The organism is Streptomyces sp. NPDC048182 (assembly GCF_043202555.1).
GTDB lineage: Bacteria > Actinomycetota > Actinomycetes > Streptomycetales > Streptomycetaceae > Streptomyces.
Genome location: NZ_JBIDAQ010000002.1, coordinates 92294 through 108469, shown reverse-complemented (window position 1 = coordinate 108469; position 16176 = coordinate 92294). Strand labels below are relative to the sequence as shown.

Annotated in this window: 10 protein-coding genes; all 10 read left to right on the top strand. The window is 73.0% G+C overall.

Features of this window, described 5'->3' with window-relative positions:
- Positions 1-3: 3 nt before the first annotated feature.
- The 10 genes from bldG (at position 4) to ACGFZL_RS03445 (ending at position 16088) form a co-directional block, all read left to right on the top strand.
- Positions 4-345 carry an anti-sigma factor antagonist BldG gene (gene bldG, locus ACGFZL_RS03490; RefSeq protein ID WP_003975386.1) on the top strand — a complete coding sequence of 114 codons (342 nt, stop codon included), beginning with the start codon at positions 4-6 and terminating at the stop codon, positions 343-345.
- A gap of 96 nt (positions 346-441) precedes the next feature.
- The gene (locus ACGFZL_RS03485; RefSeq protein WP_355174678.1) at positions 442-873 is read left to right on the top strand and encodes an ATP-binding protein; all 432 of its coding nucleotides are present in this window, start codon (positions 442-444) and stop codon (positions 871-873) included.
- Positions 874-1139: 266 nt separating this feature from the next.
- Complete coding sequence (locus ACGFZL_RS03480; RefSeq protein WP_393688841.1) at positions 1140-3548, top strand: sodium-translocating pyrophosphatase; 2409 nt, start codon at positions 1140-1142, stop codon at positions 3546-3548.
- Between the two features lie 217 nt (positions 3549-3765).
- The gene (locus ACGFZL_RS03475; RefSeq protein ID WP_393688839.1) at positions 3766-4362 is read left to right on the top strand and encodes a small secreted protein; all 597 of its coding nucleotides are present in this window, start codon (positions 3766-3768) and stop codon (positions 4360-4362) included.
- Positions 4363-4433: 71 nt separating this feature from the next.
- Positions 4434-5951, top strand: a complete 1518-nt coding sequence (locus ACGFZL_RS03470) for a methyltransferase (RefSeq protein ID WP_393688837.1) — start codon at positions 4434-4436, stop codon at positions 5949-5951.
- A 124-nt stretch (positions 5952-6075) separates the two neighbouring features.
- Positions 6076-6273, top strand: coding sequence for a hypothetical protein (locus ACGFZL_RS03465; protein ID WP_393688835.1), 198 nt, complete (start codon positions 6076-6078; stop codon positions 6271-6273).
- Positions 6274-6529: 256 nt separating this feature from the next.
- Positions 6530-9397, top strand: a complete 2868-nt coding sequence (gene topA, locus ACGFZL_RS03460; RefSeq protein ID WP_355174668.1) for a type I DNA topoisomerase — start codon at positions 6530-6532, stop codon at positions 9395-9397.
- A 145-nt stretch (positions 9398-9542) separates the two neighbouring features.
- Positions 9543-13001 (top strand): dTMP kinase, encoded by a 3459-nt coding sequence (gene tmk, locus ACGFZL_RS03455; protein ID WP_393688832.1) that lies wholly within the window; start codon positions 9543-9545, stop codon positions 12999-13001.
- 137 nt (positions 13002-13138) lie between these two features.
- Positions 13139-14344, top strand: a complete 1206-nt coding sequence (locus ACGFZL_RS03450; RefSeq protein WP_393688830.1) for a DNA polymerase III subunit delta' — start codon at positions 13139-13141, stop codon at positions 14342-14344.
- Between the two features lie 139 nt (positions 14345-14483).
- On the top strand, positions 14484-16088 hold the full coding sequence (locus ACGFZL_RS03445) for an alpha/beta hydrolase (protein ID WP_393688828.1): 1605 nt from the start codon (positions 14484-14486) through the stop codon (positions 16086-16088).
- The last annotated feature ends 88 nt before the right edge of the window (positions 16089-16176 follow it).

The window sequence follows — 16176 nt, the reverse complement described above, 5'->3', positions numbered from 1 at the left end:
TCCGTGGACCTGTCCCTGTCGACCCGTACCGTCGGCGATCGTACGGTCGTCGAGGTCGGTGGCGAAATTGACGTATACACCGCGCCCAAGCTGCGTGAGCAGCTGGTCGAGCTGGTGAACGACGGGAGTTTTCACCTCGTCGTCGACATGGAGGGCGTGGACTTCCTCGACTCCACCGGGCTCGGCGTGCTGGTGGGCGGATTGAAGCGGGTGCGGGCCCATGAGGGTTCGCTGCGCCTCGTCTGCAACCAGGAGCGCATTCTCAAGATCTTCCGTATCACCGGCCTCACCAAGGTGTTCCCCATCCACACCTCGGTCGAGGAAGCGGTGGCGGCGACCGACTGACCGCAGTAGTCACCAGCAGTGGAGCAAGCGGGAACCGGGCGCGCGTGGTCGGCGGCCCGGTGCCCGACCGCACGCCCGTAGGTCCCAGGGGGATGCATGGCCACCGTCGAACTCCGCTTCAGCGCGCAGCCGGAGCATGTCCGCACCGCGCGTCTGGTGGCGGCCGCGGTGGCCCGCAGAGCCGGAGTGGACGAGGCCGTCCTCGACGAGGTCAGGCTCGCCGTGGGCGAGGCGTGCAGCCGGGCCGTGGGTCTGCATCAGCACATCGGCAGCACCGCGCCGGTCGCGGTGGCGCTGATCGAGGAGGAGAAGCAGTTCTCCATCGAGGTCGCTGACGAGGCGCCGCACGTCGCTGCGGGGGCCGGTGCGCCCGGTGCCGGGGCGGACGACGCCGAGATCGAGGAAGACGAGATGGGCCTCGCGGTCATCAGCGGCCTCGTCGACGACGTGGAGGTCACCGCCGGCGAGGACGGTGGCCGGATCCGCATGACGTGGCCGACCACCCCCGCCGTTCTGCCGACGGTCTGACGCCCCGCCCGCACCACCTCTGAAGGGCCCTGCCACCCGTAGGGCCCTTCTTCGTGTGCGGAAGTGGACAGCCGCCCCTAAAGTGTCCAGTGCCGGAACTTCTGTGAATTCATTCACGATCAGCATAACGGCCGAGAGGGATTACCTTAGTGCCGGTACTTCCGGTTGACAAGAGAATTCTATTTGTCGTGCACTGTTTTGATCGGGTTCCGGTACCTACAATCCCGTCCACATCTTGAGCTCAGCCCAAGCGTCAAGGAGGACGAATGGCGGAGCTTTCCACCCCTCATCAGTTGGGCGAACCCTCCAGCCTCGCGGCTGCGGTGCTGACCGACGGGAACCGCGCGCTGGTCGCGGTGATCGCGGTCGTCGCGCTGGCCGCGCTGGTGCTCGCGGGAATCCTGGTGCGCCAGGTGCTCGCGGCGGGCGAGGGAACCGACAGCATGAAGAAGATCGCGGCGGCCGTCCAGGAGGGCGCGAACGCCTATCTGGCCCGGCAGCTGCGCACGCTCGGCGTATTCGCCGTCGTCGTGTTCTTTCTGCTCATGCTGCTGCCCGCCGACGACTGGAGTCAGCGTGCCGGACGATCGATCTTCTTTCTGATCGGCGCGGCCTTCTCGGCGGCCACCGGCTATATCGGCATGTGGCTCGCCGTGCGCAGCAATGTGCGCGTCGCGGCGGCGGCGCGGGAGGCGACACCGGCCCCGGGTGAGCCGGAAAAGGATCTCACCCTCGTCTCGCACAAGGCGACGAAGATCGCTTTCCGCACGGGCGGCGTGGTCGGCATGTTCACGGTGGGCCTCGGCCTCCTCGGTGCCTGCTGCGTGGTGCTGGTCTACGCGGCCGACGCGCCCAAGGTGCTGGAGGGCTTCGGCCTGGGCGCGGCGCTGATCGCGATGTTCATGCGGGTCGGCGGCGGCATCTTCACCAAGGCCGCCGACGTCGGCGCCGACCTGGTCGGCAAGGTCGAACAGGGCATCCCGGAGGACGACCCGCGCAACGCCGCGACCATCGCGGACAACGTGGGGGACAACGTCGGCGACTGCGCGGGCATGGCGGCCGACCTCTTCGAGTCGTACGCCGTGACGCTGGTGGCCGCGCTGATCCTCGGCAAGGTCGCCTTCGGCGACTCCGGGCTCGCGTTCCCGCTGCTCGTCCCGGCCATCGGCGTGCTCACCGCCATGGTCGGCATCTTCGCGGTGGCCCCGCGGCGCACCGACCGCAGCGGCATGAGCGCGATCAACCGGGGCTTCTTCATCTCCGCGGTGATCTCGCTGGTCCTGGTGGCGGTGGCCGTCTACGTCTACCTGCCCGGCAGCTACGCCGACCTCGATGGCGTCGGCGACCAGGCCATCGCCGCCAAGGACGGCGACCCGCGGATCCTGGCGCTGGTCGCGGTGGCCATCGGCATCGTGCTCGCCGCCCTGATCCAGCAGCTCACCGGCTACTTCACCGAGACCACCCGGCGCCCGGTGAGGGACGTCGGCAAGACCTCGCTCACCGGCCCCGCCACCGTCGTCCTGGCCGGCGTCTCCCTCGGCCTGGAGTCCGCCGTCTACACCGCCCTGCTGATCGGCCTCGGCGTCTACGGGGCGTTCCTGCTCGGCGGCACCTCCATCATGCTGGCGCTGTTCGCGGTGGCGCTGGCCGGCACCGGCCTGCTCACCACGGTCGGCGTCATCGTCGCCATGGACACCTTCGGCCCGGTCTCCGACAACGCCCAGGGCATCGCCGAGATGTCCGGGGACGTGGAGGGCGCCGGCGCCCAGGTGCTCACCGACCTCGACGCGGTCGGCAACACCACCAAGGCCATCACCAAGGGCATCGCCATCGCCACGGCCGTCCTCGCGGCGTCGGCGCTCTTCGGGTCGTACCGGGACGCCATCACCACCGGTGCCCGGGACGTCGGGGAGCGGCTCAGCGGGGACGGCGCGCCGATGAGCCTCATGATGGACATCTCCCAGCCCAACAACCTCGTCGGCCTCATCGCCGGCGCGGCGGTCGTCTTCCTCTTCTCCGGGCTGGCGATCAACGCGGTGTCGCGGTCGGCGGGCTCGGTGGTCTACGAGGTGCGGCGGCAGTTCCGGGAGAAGCCCGGGATCATGACGTACGCCGAGCAGCCGGAGTACGGCAAGGTCGTCGACATCTGCACCCGGGACGCCCTGCGCGAACTCGCCACGCCAGGACTGCTCGCGGTGATGGCGCCCATCTTCATCGGGTTCACGCTCGGCGTGGGCGCGCTCGGCGCGTTCCTCGCCGGCGCGATCGGCGCGGGCACCCTGATGGCGGTGTTCCTCGCCAACTCCGGCGGCGCCTGGGACAACGCCAAGAAGCTGGTGGAGGACGGCCACCACGGCGGCAAGGGCAGCGAGGCGCACGCCGCGACCGTCATCGGCGACACGGTCGGCGACCCCTTCAAGGACACCGCCGGGCCGGCCATCAACCCGCTGCTGAAGGTCATGAACCTGGTGGCGCTGCTCATCGCCCCGGCCGTGATCAAGTTCTCCTACGGCGACGACAAGAACATCGGCGTCAGGATCCTGATCGCGGTCCTGGCGTTCGCCGTCATCGCCGTCGCGGTGTACGTCTCCAAGCGGCGCCGGATCACCATGGGCGACGACGAGGACGACGCGGGGCGCGCGCCCGAGTCCGCCGACCCGGCGGTGGTGTCCTGACCTCTGGCGTACCTCTTATGCGCTCGTCGGGTTTCAAACCTCGGGCGGGCGGCGCGTGTTGACGCGCCGCCCGCCCGTGCCCCGTCGCGGGCGGCGCGCACCGTGAGCCTTCTCTCGCGTGGTGCAAATGGCTGCAAGTAGGTCAAATAACGGTCTTAACGGATGGTCCTCCTGCGAAGGTTCCCCCTCCGGCGTGTAAGTTCCGGGGCCGAGAGCCATGGAAGGGACCAAACCGGTGAACAAGAAGCTCGCGGCCGCGGTGTCCGGCGGTGCGGTACTGGTACTGGCGACCGCGCTCACGGGGTGCGGCGGCGACGACGGCAACGACAAGCTGGACGCCTGGGCCAAGCAGGTCTGCGACGGCGTGCAGCCGCAGGCGAAGAAGATCGAGGCCGCCAACTCCGCGATCCAGAAGCAGACCTCGGACAACAGCACGCCGCAGGAGGTCAAGGAGACCGACGCCAAGGCGTTCCAGGACATGTCCGACGCCTACAAGGCGATGGCCACCACCGTCCAGAAGGCGGGCGCGCCCAACGTGGACGACGGGGAGAAGAAGCAGAAGGACGCGGTGGCCGAGCTGAACGGCCTCTCCGCCTCCTACGCCTCCCTCCAGAAGCAGATGGCGGCTCTGAACACCAAGGATCAGGGGAAGTTCGCCGACGGCCTCAAGGACATCGCCACCCAGCTGAACAAGCTCAGCAAGAGCGGCAACGACGCGCTCAGGACCCTGGAGCAGGGCGACGTCGGCAAGGCGATGGGCCAGCAGGAGAGCTGCAAGTCGGCCTCCGTGACCCCGTCGGCGGCGGCCGGCTGACACCGCGGTGGCCGAGCGGGGCTCCGGTACCGACCGGGGCGCATCGGCGGACGGCGGGCCACAATGGGGGCGTGAGTAACGCCGCCCTCTCCCCCCTGCCCTCCGCCGACCGCCCCGACGCAGCCGCGCGGCTGCGGGACGCCCTGCTCGCGGCGTCCTTCACCGCCGACGGCCTCCTGGAGCTGCTCGGCGCCCCCGCCTACGCGGCCCTCTCCCGCAGCGAGACCGTGCCCGCGCTGCGCGCCACCAGAGGCGACACGCCGCTGGAGCTGTTGGTACGGCTCTTCCTCCTCCAGCAACCCGTCCGCCACGCACGCGTGGCGCACGTTCTGCCCGTCGACGCGTGCCTGGAGAGCGGGTGGCTGGTCGCCGTCGGAGACGACGAGCTGACGGCCACCGTGGACGTCCGGCCGTACGGCGGGTCCGACGGCGAGGACTGGTACATCGTGTCCGACCTCGGCTGCGCGGTCGGCGGCGCCGGCGGCATCGGCAACCGCGCCGAGGGCGTCGTCCTGGGCGTCGGCGGCGCCTCCACGACGCTGGCCGGCCTCACCGTCCGCACCCCCGTCGCCGCCGCCCTCGACCTCGGCACCGGCTCCGGCATCCAGGCCCTGCACGCCGCGGCGCACGCCACGCGCGTGACGGCGACCGACGTCAACCCGCGCGCGCTGCACATCACCGCGCTCACGCTCGCCCTGTCCGGCGTCCAGGCGGCCGACCTGCGCGAGGGCTCCCTCTACGGGCCGGTCCGCGAGGAGGAGACGTACGACCTGATCGTCTCCAACCCGCCCTTCGTGATCTCGCCCGGCGCCCGGCTCACCTACCGGGACGGCGGGATGGGCGGGGACGATCTGTGCCGGTCGCTCGTTCAGGAGACGGGAGCCCGCCTGACGGAGGGCGGGTTCGCGCACTTCCTGGCCAACTGGCAGCACGTGGAGGGAGAGGGGTGGACCGACCGGCTGCGCGCCTGGGTGCCGCGCGGCTGCGACGCGTGGATCGTGCAGCGCGAGGTGCAGGACATCGCGCAGTACGCCGAGCTGTGGCTGCGGGACGCCGGCGACCACCGGGGTGACCCGGCCACGTACCAGGCGCGGTACGACGCCTGGCTGGAGGAGTTCGAGGCGCGCAAGGTGAAGGGGGTGGGCTTCGGGTGGATCACGCTGCGGAAGACCTCCGCCGCCACGCCCTCGATCACCGTCGAGGAGTGGCCGCACCCGGTCGAGCAGCCGCTCGGCGAGACCGTGCGCGCGCACTTTGACCGCGTCGACTACCTGCGCGACCACGACGACGCGGCCCTCCTCGGCGCGCACTTCCTGCTGGCCGCCGAGGTCGTCCAGGAGCAGGTCGGGCTGCCCGGCGCCGAGGACCCGGAGCACGTGGTGCTGCGGCAGAACCGCGGCATGCGCCGGGCCACCCGGGTCGACACGGTCGGCGCCGGCTTCGCGGGCGTCTGCGACGGCCAGATGAGCGCGGGCCGCATCCTGGACGCCATCGCCCAGCTGCTCGGCGAGGACCCGGTCGCCCTGCGCGACCGCACCCCGGCGCAGATCCGGCTCCTGGTGGAGCAGGGCTTCCTGGAACCGGCGTAGCCCTCCCGTCCGGGGGCGGTGCGTCCGCGCCCCGTTCACCCGGGGTTCGCCCTCCGGCCGCCCGTGCGTGTCAGCCTCCGGAGGCTGGGCATGCAGGCGGGGCGTACGGAGGGGGACGGGGAGCATGGAGAGCGGGCCGGCGGTCTTCGCGGGAATGACGTTCGTCCTGTTCGGGACCGGTCTGCTGACCTGGACCGCGGCCTGCGTGCGGCACGGCAGACCGGTGGCGTACGGGGTCGGGCCGGTCGCGTCGGCGGCGATAGCCGGCGCCTTCGCGGTGGCCGCGCTGGCCGCCGGCACCTGGTGTCTGACCCAGGTCTGACCCAGGTCCGACCCAGGTCCGAGGCGCCGTTCGAGGGGCCGATTCCGGACGCGTACGTGGAGGAGGCTGGGCGGTCCGGGCGGCAGGAACCGGGTTCGTCGGGTTACCGTTCGAGTGGCCGTTGCGGGCTTTTCCCGTTTGACACGGGGGCGGGAGGTACCGTCACACTCCGCAGCGTCACCACCCGAACAGTACGACCCGACCCCGGGGCGACCCCCCGGGGCAGGCCCAGCGTCGACCGGAGAGAAGAGCGAAGTTGTCCCCGACCAGCGACACCGCCAGCGAGATGGCGAGCGGCGGCCGCCGACTCGTCATCGTCGAGTCGCCTGCCAAGGCGAAGACGATCAAGGGCTACCTCGGGCCCGGTTACGTCGTCGAGGCGAGCGTCGGGCACATCCGCGACCTTCCCAACGGCGCCGCGGAGGTGCCGGACAAGTACACCGGCGAGGTCCGCCGCCTCGGTGTGGACGTCGACCATGACTTCGCGCCCGTCTATGTGGTCAACGCCGACAAGAAGGCCCAGGTCAAGAAGCTCAAGGATCTCCTGAAGGACTCCGACGAGCTCTTCCTCGCCACCGATGAGGACCGCGAGGGCGAGGCCATCGCCTGGCACCTGCAGGAAGTTCTCAAGCCCAAGATCCCGGTCAAGCGCATGGTGTTCCACGAGATCACCAAGGACGCCATCCGGGCCGCCGTGGCCAACCCGCGCCAGCTCAACCAGAAGCTGGTCGACGCCCAGGAGACCCGCCGCATCCTCGACCGCCTCTACGGCTACGAGGTCTCGCCGGTCCTGTGGAAGAAGGTCATGCCGCGGCTGTCCGCCGGCCGCGTCCAGTCCGTCGCCACCCGCCTCGTCGTCGAGCGGGAACGCGAGCGCATCGCCTTCCGCTCCGCCGAGTACTGGGACCTGACCGGCACCTTCGCCACCGGCCGCGCCGGCGACGCCTCCGACCCGTCCTCCCTGGTGGCCCGCCTCCAGACGGTCGACGGCCGGCGTGTCGCCCAGGGCCGCGACTTCGACTCCGTCGGGCAGTTGAAGAGCGCGAACACCCTGCACCTGGACGAGGCGAACGCCCGCGCGCTCGCCGCCGCCCTGGCGGACACGCGGTTCGCGGTCCGCTCCGTCGAGTCCAAGCCGTACCGCCGCTCGCCGTACGCCCCGTTCCGTACGACGACGCTCCAGCAGGAGGCCTCGCGCAAGCTGGGCTTCGGCGCCAAGTCGACGATGCAGGTCGCCCAGAAGCTGTACGAGAACGGCTACATCACCTACATGCGTACGGACTCCACGACCCTGAGCGACACGGCGGTCCGCGCCGCCCGCGCCCAGGTGACGCAGCTGTACGGCGCCGACTACCTGCCCCCGCAGCCGCGCACCTACGCCGGCAAGGTCAAGAACGCGCAGGAGGCGCACGAGGCGATCCGCCCCTCCGGCGACCGCTTCCGCACGCCCGCCGAGACGGGCCTGACCGGCGACCAGTTCAAGCTGTACGAGCTGATCTGGAAGCGCACCGTCGCCTCCCAGATGAAGGACGCGACCGGCAACAGCGTCACCGTCAAGATCGGCGGCACCGCCACCGACGGCCGGGACGTCGAGTTCAGCGCCTCCGGCAAGACGATCACCTTCCACGGCTTCCTCAAGGCCTACGTCGAGGGCGCCGACGACCCGAACGCCGAGCTGGACGACCGCGAGCGCCGGCTGCCGCAGGTCGCCGAGGGCGACCGGCTCACCGCCGAGGAGATCTCGGTCGACGGCCACGCCACCAAGCCCCCGGCCCGCTACACCGAGGCGTCGCTGGTCAAGGAGCTGGAGGAGCGCGAGATCGGCCGCCCGTCGACGTACGCGTCGATCATCGGCACCATCCTGGACCGCGGCTACGTCTTCAAGAAGGGCACGGCCCTGGTGCCGTCCTTCCTCTCCTTCGCCGTCGTCAACCTCCTGGAGAAGCACTTCGGCCGCTTGGTCGACTACGACTTCACCGCCAAGATGGAGGACGACCTCGACGCCATCGCGCGCGGCGAGGCCCAGGCGGTGCCGTGGCTGCGCCGCTTCTACTTCGGCGAGACCGGGGCCGACAGCGGCCTGGCCCCGGGCGGCGAAGGCGCCACCACCGGCGGCGCCGCCGACGCCGGCAACGGCGACGGGGACCACCTGGGCGGCCTCAAGGAGCTGGTCACCGACCTCGGCGCGATCGACGCGCGCGAGGTGTCGTCCTTCCCGGTCGGCAACGACATCGTGCTCCGCGTCGGGCGCTACGGCCCGTACATCGAGCGCGGCGAGAAGGACGCCGAGAACCACCAGCGCGCCGACATCCCGGACGACCTGGCTCCCGACGAGCTGTCCGTCGAGATGGCCGAGGAACTGCTGGCCAAGCCGAGCGGCGACTTCGAGCTGGGCACCGACCCGGCCACCGGCCACACCATCGTCGCCAAGGACGGCCGCTACGGCCCGTACGTCACCGAGGTGCTCCCCGAGGGCACCCCGAAGACCGGCAAGAACGCCGTGAAGCCGCGGACGGCCTCGCTGTTCAAGTCGATGGCCCTGGACACGGTGACCCTGGACGACGCCCTCAAGCTCATGTCGCTGCCGCGTGTCGTCGGCGCCGACGCGGAGGGCGTGGAGATCACCGCGCAGAACGGCCGGTACGGCCCGTATCTGAAGAAGGGCACCGATTCGCGCTCGCTCCAGGCCGAGGAGCAGCTCTTCTCGATCACGCTGGAGGAGGCGCTGGCGATCTACGCCCAGCCCAAGCAGCGGGGCCGGGCGGCCGCCAAGCCGCCGCTGAAGGAGCTGGGCACCGACCCGGTCAGCGAGAAGCCGGTCGTGGTCAAGGACGGCCGCTTCGGCCCGTACGTCACCGACGGCGAGACCAACGCGACCCTGCGCTCCGGCGACAGCGTCGAGGAGATCACGCCGGAGCGCGGCTACGAGCTGCTCGCCGAGAAGCGGGCGAAGGGGCCCGCCAAGAAGACGGCGAAGAAGGCGCCCGCGAAGAAGTCGACCGCCAAGAAGGCGCCGGCGAAGAAGACGACGGCCGCGAAGAAGACGACGGCCGCGAAGAAGACCGCGGCCACCAAGACGACGGCGGCCAAGAAGGCCGCCGCGTCGAAGTCCTCGGAGGACTGACCCGTCGGGGAGGACTGACCCTCCGCGGCGGACCGACCCGCGCGTTCTTCGCGAAACGCACGCCTCGGCGCCGGAATGGTGCCGGGGCGTGCAAACGTTCGGCGGGGCGCCCCGGGCTGTCGGTGCCGACCGATAGGCTGAACGCATGACGCGAGCCGAGCAGCCAACGGCCCCTCACCCCACCTCGGATGACGCCCTCGTCGCGGACTCCCGCGAGCGCGCCGTCCGCTCCCTGCTGCGCCGTCCGCAGTTGCGGCGGCTGTGGAGCGCACAGCTGGTGGGAGGTGTCGGCGACACGCTCGCCCTGCTTGTGCTGGTCCTGCTCGTCGTGCAGGCCGCCATCGGGGCGGGCTCCTTCGGCGGCGGCTACCGGGGCGTGGCGTTCGCGGTGGCGATCGTCTTCGGCGTGCGCATCCTGGCGACGCTGCTCTTCGGTGCCGTGCTGCTCGGGCCGCTCACCTCGCTCACCTCGCCGGAGGGGCCGCTGGACCGCCGCTGGACCATGGTCGGCGCCGACGGCCTGCGGGCCGCGCTGCTGATCGTGGCCCCGCTGTGGATCGACTGGACCCCGGACGACGCGCCGGCCGTCCTCCTGGTGACCGTCTTCCTCAGCGGCGTCGCCGAGCGTTTCTGGACGGTGTGCCGCGAGAGCGCCGCCCCCGCCCTGCTGCCCCCGCCGCCGCCCGAGGGCGCGGCGATACGGCCGCTGCCGGACCACATGGACGCGCTGCGCCGCCTCGCCCTGCGCACGAGCTTCGTCGCCGTGCCGCTGGCCGGTGCCGTGCTCGTCGTCGCGAGTCTGCTGAACAACCTGCTGGGTGCCGGGATCGACTGGTTCGACCAGCACCAGGCGGCGCTCGGCTCGTACGTGGCGGCCGGGCTGTTCGCCGCGTCCCTGTCGGTCGTCACCTTCCTGGAGCTGCCCGGCGGGCGCACGCCACGCGCGCGTTCGCCGCTGGAGGGGCTGCGCCGCCCGAAGAACGCCGCAGGGCCTGACCGGGGCCGCACCGGCGCCGTCCGGCTGCTGGTGGCCGCCTGCGCGGCGGTCGCCGGCGCGATCTCCGCCGCGGTGGCCGTGGCGGTGCTGCACGCCAAGGACCTGGGCGGCGGCCCGGTGCTCTACGGGCTGATGGTGGCCGCGCTGACCGGCGGAGTCGTCGTCGGCATCCGCACCGCCCCCGCCCTGCTGCCCTCGCTCTCCCGCCGCCGGCTGCTCGCCCTGGCCATCGCCTTCGCCGGCGTGGCCCTGCTCGCGGTCGGCCTGGTGCCCGACGCCACCACCGTGCTGCTGATCCTCGCCCTGGCAGGCACCGCCGCGGGCGTCGCCGCCAACACCGGGCACGCGCTGCTCGACCAGGAGACCGAGGAGCAGCGCCGCGCCCGCACCACCGAGCACCTGCACGCCGTGGTCCGGGTCTGCGTGGCCCTCGGCGCGGTCGTCGCGCCCCTGCTGGCCGCGGCGATCGGACCGCACCGCCTGGAGAACGGCAAGTTCCTCTTCGCGCACGGCGGCGCCGCCTTCCTGCTGATGCTGGCCGGCGCCCTGCTGCTGCCGGTGGCCGCGCTGGTCCTCGCCAAGGTCGACGACCGCTCCGGCGTCCCGCTCCGCCACGACCTGCGCGACGCGCTGCTCGGCGGCGACGACCCCGTGCCCGCGCCCGCGGCGAACGGCTTCTTCATCGCCCTGGAGGGCGGCGACGGCGCCGGGAAGTCCACCCAGGCCGAGGCGCTGGCCGAGTGGATCCGGGCCAAGGGCCACGAGGTGGTGCTCACCCGCGAGCCCGGCGCCACGCCGGTCGGCAAGCGGCTGCGCTCGATCCTGCTCGATGTCTCCAGCGCCGGCCTCTCGCACCGCGCGGAGGCGCTGCTGTACGCCGCGGACCGCGCGGAGCACGTCGACACCGTCGTCCGGCCCGCCCTGGAACGGGGCGCCGTGGTCGTCTCCGACCGCTACACCGACTCCTCGGTGGCCTACCAGGGCGCCGGGCGCGACCTGTCGCCCACCGAGATCGCCCGCATCAACCGCTGGGCGACCAACGGCCTGGTCCCGCACCTGACCGTGCTCCTGGACGTGTCCCCGGAGGCCGCGCGCGAGCGGTTCACCGAGGCGCCGGACCGCCTGGAATCCGAGCCGGCCGAGTTCCACGCGCGCGTGCGCACCGGCTTCCTCACCCTGGCCGCCGCCGACCCCGGCCGCTACCTGGTGGTGGACGCCGGCCAGGAGCCCGAGGCCGTCGGCAGCGTCGTACGCCACCGGCTCGACCAGGTGCTGCCGCTCTCCCAGGCCGAGATCGAGGCCCGCGAGGAGGCGCGCCGCAAGGCCGAGGAGGAGGCCCGCCGCAAGGCGGAGGAGGAGGCCGCGCGCAAGGCCGAGGAGGAGCGCCTGGAGCGCGAGCGCCAGGAGCAGCTGGAGCGGCTGCGCGCCGAGGAGGAGGAGCGCAAGCGGCGCGAGCTGGAGGAGGCCCAGCGCCGCGAGGCCGAACGGCAGGCGGAGGAGGCCCGGCAGCGCGCCGAGGAGGCCCACCGCAAGGCCGAGGAGGAGCGGGCCCGGCTGCTGGCCGAGGAGAAGGCCCGCGCCGAGGCGGAGGCCCGGCGCCAGGAGGAGCAGGCGCGGCTGCGCAAGCGGGCCGAGGAGGAGCGCCGCGAGCGCGCCGAGGCCGAGGAGCGGCGCCTGGAGAAGCAGCGCAAGGCCGAGGAGGCCCTGCTGCGCGCCGAGGCGGCACGCCGGGCGGCGGAGCAGGCGGCGGCTGCCGCGGCGGCGGCCCCCGAGCCGGAGACCCCGCCGACCGCGCCTCCCACGGACGCGGTGACCGTGCCGACGCCGGTGGTCGCGCCGGGTGACGGGCCGGGCGACACGCCGGAGGGTGCGGCGGACGACACGGCCGTACTGCGGCCGGTGCGGGACGAACGGGCCGGCACCGGCACCCCTGGGGGCCGCACCGCCGAGCCAGAGCCGTCGGAGTCCGAGGTGACGGCCGAGCTGCCCATCCCTCCGATGCCGCCGAACGCGTCCGAGGAGACGGCGGTCCTGCCGGCCGTACCGCCGCCGGGGGCCGCGGACGAGACGACGGTGCTGCCGCCGGCGACGGGGGGCGCGGCGGACGAGACGGCCGTGCTGCCGCGGGTACGGGACGAGGGAGCGCGGAGCGAGGACGTGCGGGACGCGCGCGTGCGGGACGATCGCGCCCAGGACGCACGCGTGCGGGACGATCGCGCCCAGGACGCACGCGTGCGGGACGATCGCGCCCGGAAGGAGCAGGCGCGGGGCGAGACCCCCGCCGACCGGCTGCCGCGGGGCTACTTCCGTGACGAGGACGCGGCCCCAGCCGCCGCCCCCGCGCCGGAGCCGGAGCCGGAGGACCGCACGCGGGACACGCGGGAGCTGCCCCGGATCGACCCGGGCCAGGCACCGCCCTCCCGCAGGCGCCGTTCCGACTGGGCCGAGGAGACGCCGCTGGACGACCTCCCGTCGCTGGCGGACGAGCTGCTCGGACCGCACGGCGGCGCCGACGAGGACGACCGGGACCGGCGTGGCCGGGGTGACCGGGGGCAGGGCGACGGCAGCGGTGGCGGTCGCTCGTGGCGGGGCCGCGGCCGGCGCTGACCTGCTGCTCGGACGCCGTTGTCGGTGCCGCATCGCACAATGGGGTGCGGCACCGCCGGACCCGGAGGCGGAGCGGGCGCGTGAGCGCGGACGCGGTGGCGCGTGAGCGTGGATGTGACGGAAGGACGGCGTGACCCATGACCGTGTGGGACGACCTCGTCGGGCAGGAGAAGGTGAGCGACCAGCTCGCCGCCGCGGCCCGTGACGCCGACGCCTTCGTCACCGCCGCGGCGACCGACGGACCGCTGCCCGAGGCGTCGAAGATGACGCACGCGTGGCTGTTCACCGGCCCCCCCGGCGCCGGCGTCAACCAGACGGCGCGGGCCTTCGCCGCCGCGCTCCAGTGCGTGAGCCCCGACCGCGCGCTCGGCGGCGCCCCCGGCTGCGGCTTCTGCGACGGCTGCCACACGGCCCTGGTCGGCACGCACGCCGACGTCAGCACGGTCGCCGCGGTCGGCACCCAGATCCTCGCGGACGACATGCGGGACACGGTCCGCAAGTCGTTCACCTCGCCGGCGAACGGCCGCTGGCAGGTCATCCTCGTCGAGGACGCCGAGCGGCTGAACGAGCGGTCGGCGAACGCCGTGCTCAAGGCCGTCGAGGAGCCTGCCCCGCGCACGGTGTGGCTGCTGTGCGCCCCCTCCGTCGAGGACGTCCTGCCCACGATCCGCTCCCGCTGCCGCCACCTCACCCTGCGCACGCCGTCGGTCGAGGCCGTCGCCGACCTGCTGGTGCGCCGCGAGGGCGTCGAGCCGGAGGCCGCCGCCGCGGCGGCCCGGGCCACGCAGGGACACGTCGACCGGGCCCGGCGCCTGGCCACCGACCCGGCCGCGCGGGAGCGCCGCACCACGGTGCTGCGGCTGCCGCTGCGGGTCGAGGATGTGGGCGGGGCGCTCAGGGCCGCCCAGGAGCTGGTCGACGCGGCGGCGGCGGACGCCAAGCAGCTCGCCGAGGAGATGGATGCCAAGGAGACCGAGGAGCTGAAGGCGGCGCTCGGTGCGGCGCAGGGCGGCCGGCTGCCGCGCGGCACGGCGGGGGTGATCAACGACCTGGAGAAGATGCAGAAGCGCCGCCGCACCCGCACGCAGCTCGACAGCCTCCACCTCGCGCTGACCGACCTCACCTCCTTCTACCGCGACGTCCTCGCCCTCCAGCTCGGCTCCCGCGTGGCCATCGCCAACGCCGACGCCGGGGACGCGTTGGAGCGCGTCGCCCGGAGCGGTCCCCCGGAGTCCACGCTGCGCCGCATCGAGGCGATCTCCGCGTGCCGGGACGCGCTGGACGGCAACGTGGCGCCGCTGCTGGCGGTGGAGGCGATGACGATGGCGCTGCGGGCGGGCTGAACCGGGCGGCCCGACGCAGGAGCGGGCCGCGACGGACCGGGGCGGGCCGGGGCGGACCAGGCCTGGGCGGGTAACTCGTACGAGGCACCCGTTATCCACAGGAAGCACACGCACCACTGCGGAGAGTTACGGTGGCGGTATGCACACACGGCGCACGCCCACCCACCGCAGGAACCGCCCCCGCACCCGAGCGGCGGCGACCTTGCTCACCGCCGCGCTCCTCGGCACGGCCTGCTCGGCGGCCGGAGGCGCGTCCACGTCCGCGGGTGCGGAGCCCGGAGCCGCGCAGGCCACCCTCGCGGCGCTGCCGACGGCGACACCGGCCGCCCTGGCGCCGTACTACGGCCAGCGGCTGCGCTGGCGCGACTGCGGTGCACCCGGTTTCCAGTGCGCCACCATGAAGGCCCCCCTCGACTACGCGAAACCGGACACCGGCGACATCCGCCTCGCCGTGGCCCGCAAGAAGGCCACGGGCCCGGGCAAGCGCATCGGATCGCTCCTGGTCAATCCGGGCGGCCCGGGCGGCTCGGCGGTCGGCTACCTCCAGCAGTACGCGGGCATCGGCTACCCGGCCGAGGTGCGCGCCCGGTACGACATGGTGGCGGTCGATCCCCGGGGCGTGGCCCGCAGCGAGCCCGTAGAGTGCCTCGACGGCCGCGAAATGGACGCGTACACACAGACGGACACCACGCCCGACGACGCGGGCGAGCAGGACGAGCTGGTCGGTGCCTACAAGAAGTTCGCCGAGGGCTGCGGCGCGAACGCGCCCAAGCTGCTGCGCCACGTCTCGACGGTAGAGGCGGCCCGGGACATGGACGTCCTGCGCGCGATCCTGGGGGACTCCCGCCTGAACTACGTCGGGGCCTCCTACGGCACATTCCTCGGCGCCACCTACGCCGGGCTGTTCCCGAAGCGGGCGGGCCGCCTCGTCCTCGACGGCGCGATGGACCCGGCGCTGCCGGCCCGGCGGCTGAACCTGGAGCAGACGGCGGGCTTCGAGACGGCCTTCCAGTCCTTCGCGAAGGACTGCGCACGCCGCACCGACTGTCCCCTGGGCGCCAAGGGCACGCCCCCGGCCACGATCGGCAAGAACCTCAAGTCCTTCTTCACCCGCCTCGACTCCCGCCCCGTCCCCACCGGCGACGCCGACGGCCGCAAGCTCACCGAGTCCCTGGCCACCACGGGCGTGATCGCGGCGATGTACGACGAGGGCGCCTGGCAGCAACTGCGCGAGTCCCTCGCCTCGGCGATGAAGGAGAAGGACGGCGCGGGCCTGCTCATCCTCTCCGACAGCTACTACGAGCGCGAGGCCGACGGCGGCTACAGCAACCTCATGTCCGCCAACGCGGCCGTGAACTGCCTCGACCTCCCCGCCGCCTTCTCCACCCCCGACGAGGTCCGCGAGGCACTGCCCTCCTTCGAGAAGGCGTCCCCCGTCTTCGGCGAGGGCCTGGCCTGGTCCTCCCTGAACTGCACGTACTGGCCGGTGGCCCCCACCGGCGAACCCCACCGCATCGAGGCCGCCGGCGCCGCCCCGGTCGTGGTCGTCGGCACCACCCGCGACCCGGCCACCCCCTACCCCTGGGCCAAGGCCCTGGCCGCCCAGCTCTCCTCCGGCCACCTCCTCACCTACGACGGCGACGGCCATACGGCCTACGGCCGCGGCAGCGCCTGCATCGACACCGCGATCAACACGTACCTCCTCCGCGGCACCCCACCGAAGAACGGCAAACGCTGCGCCTGACCTGCCCCTCCCGCCCCGCACCCGTCCCCTCTGGGGCGGGTGCGGAGCACCCTGCGAAACTGTGTAGACTTACCGACGTTGCTGATCG

Coding starts and splice junctions, on each gene's coding strand:
- ACGFZL_RS03480 (WP_393688841.1), top strand. CDS start 1,140: ATGGCGGAGCTTTCCACCCCTCATCAGTTGGGCGAACCCTCCAGCCTC.
- ACGFZL_RS03450 (WP_393688830.1), top strand. CDS start 13,139: ATGACCGTGTGGGACGACCTCGTCGGGCAGGAGAAGGTGAGCGACCAG.
- ACGFZL_RS03465 (WP_393688835.1), top strand. CDS start 6,076: ATGGAGAGCGGGCCGGCGGTCTTCGCGGGAATGACGTTCGTCCTGTTC.
- ACGFZL_RS03475 (WP_393688839.1), top strand. CDS start 3,766: ATGGAAGGGACCAAACCGGTGAACAAGAAGCTCGCGGCCGCGGTGTCC.
- tmk (WP_393688832.1), top strand. CDS start 9,543: ATGACGCGAGCCGAGCAGCCAACGGCCCCTCACCCCACCTCGGATGAC.
- ACGFZL_RS03485 (WP_355174678.1), top strand. CDS start 442: ATGGCCACCGTCGAACTCCGCTTCAGCGCGCAGCCGGAGCATGTCCGC.
- ACGFZL_RS03445 (WP_393688828.1), top strand. CDS start 14,484: ATGCACACACGGCGCACGCCCACCCACCGCAGGAACCGCCCCCGCACC.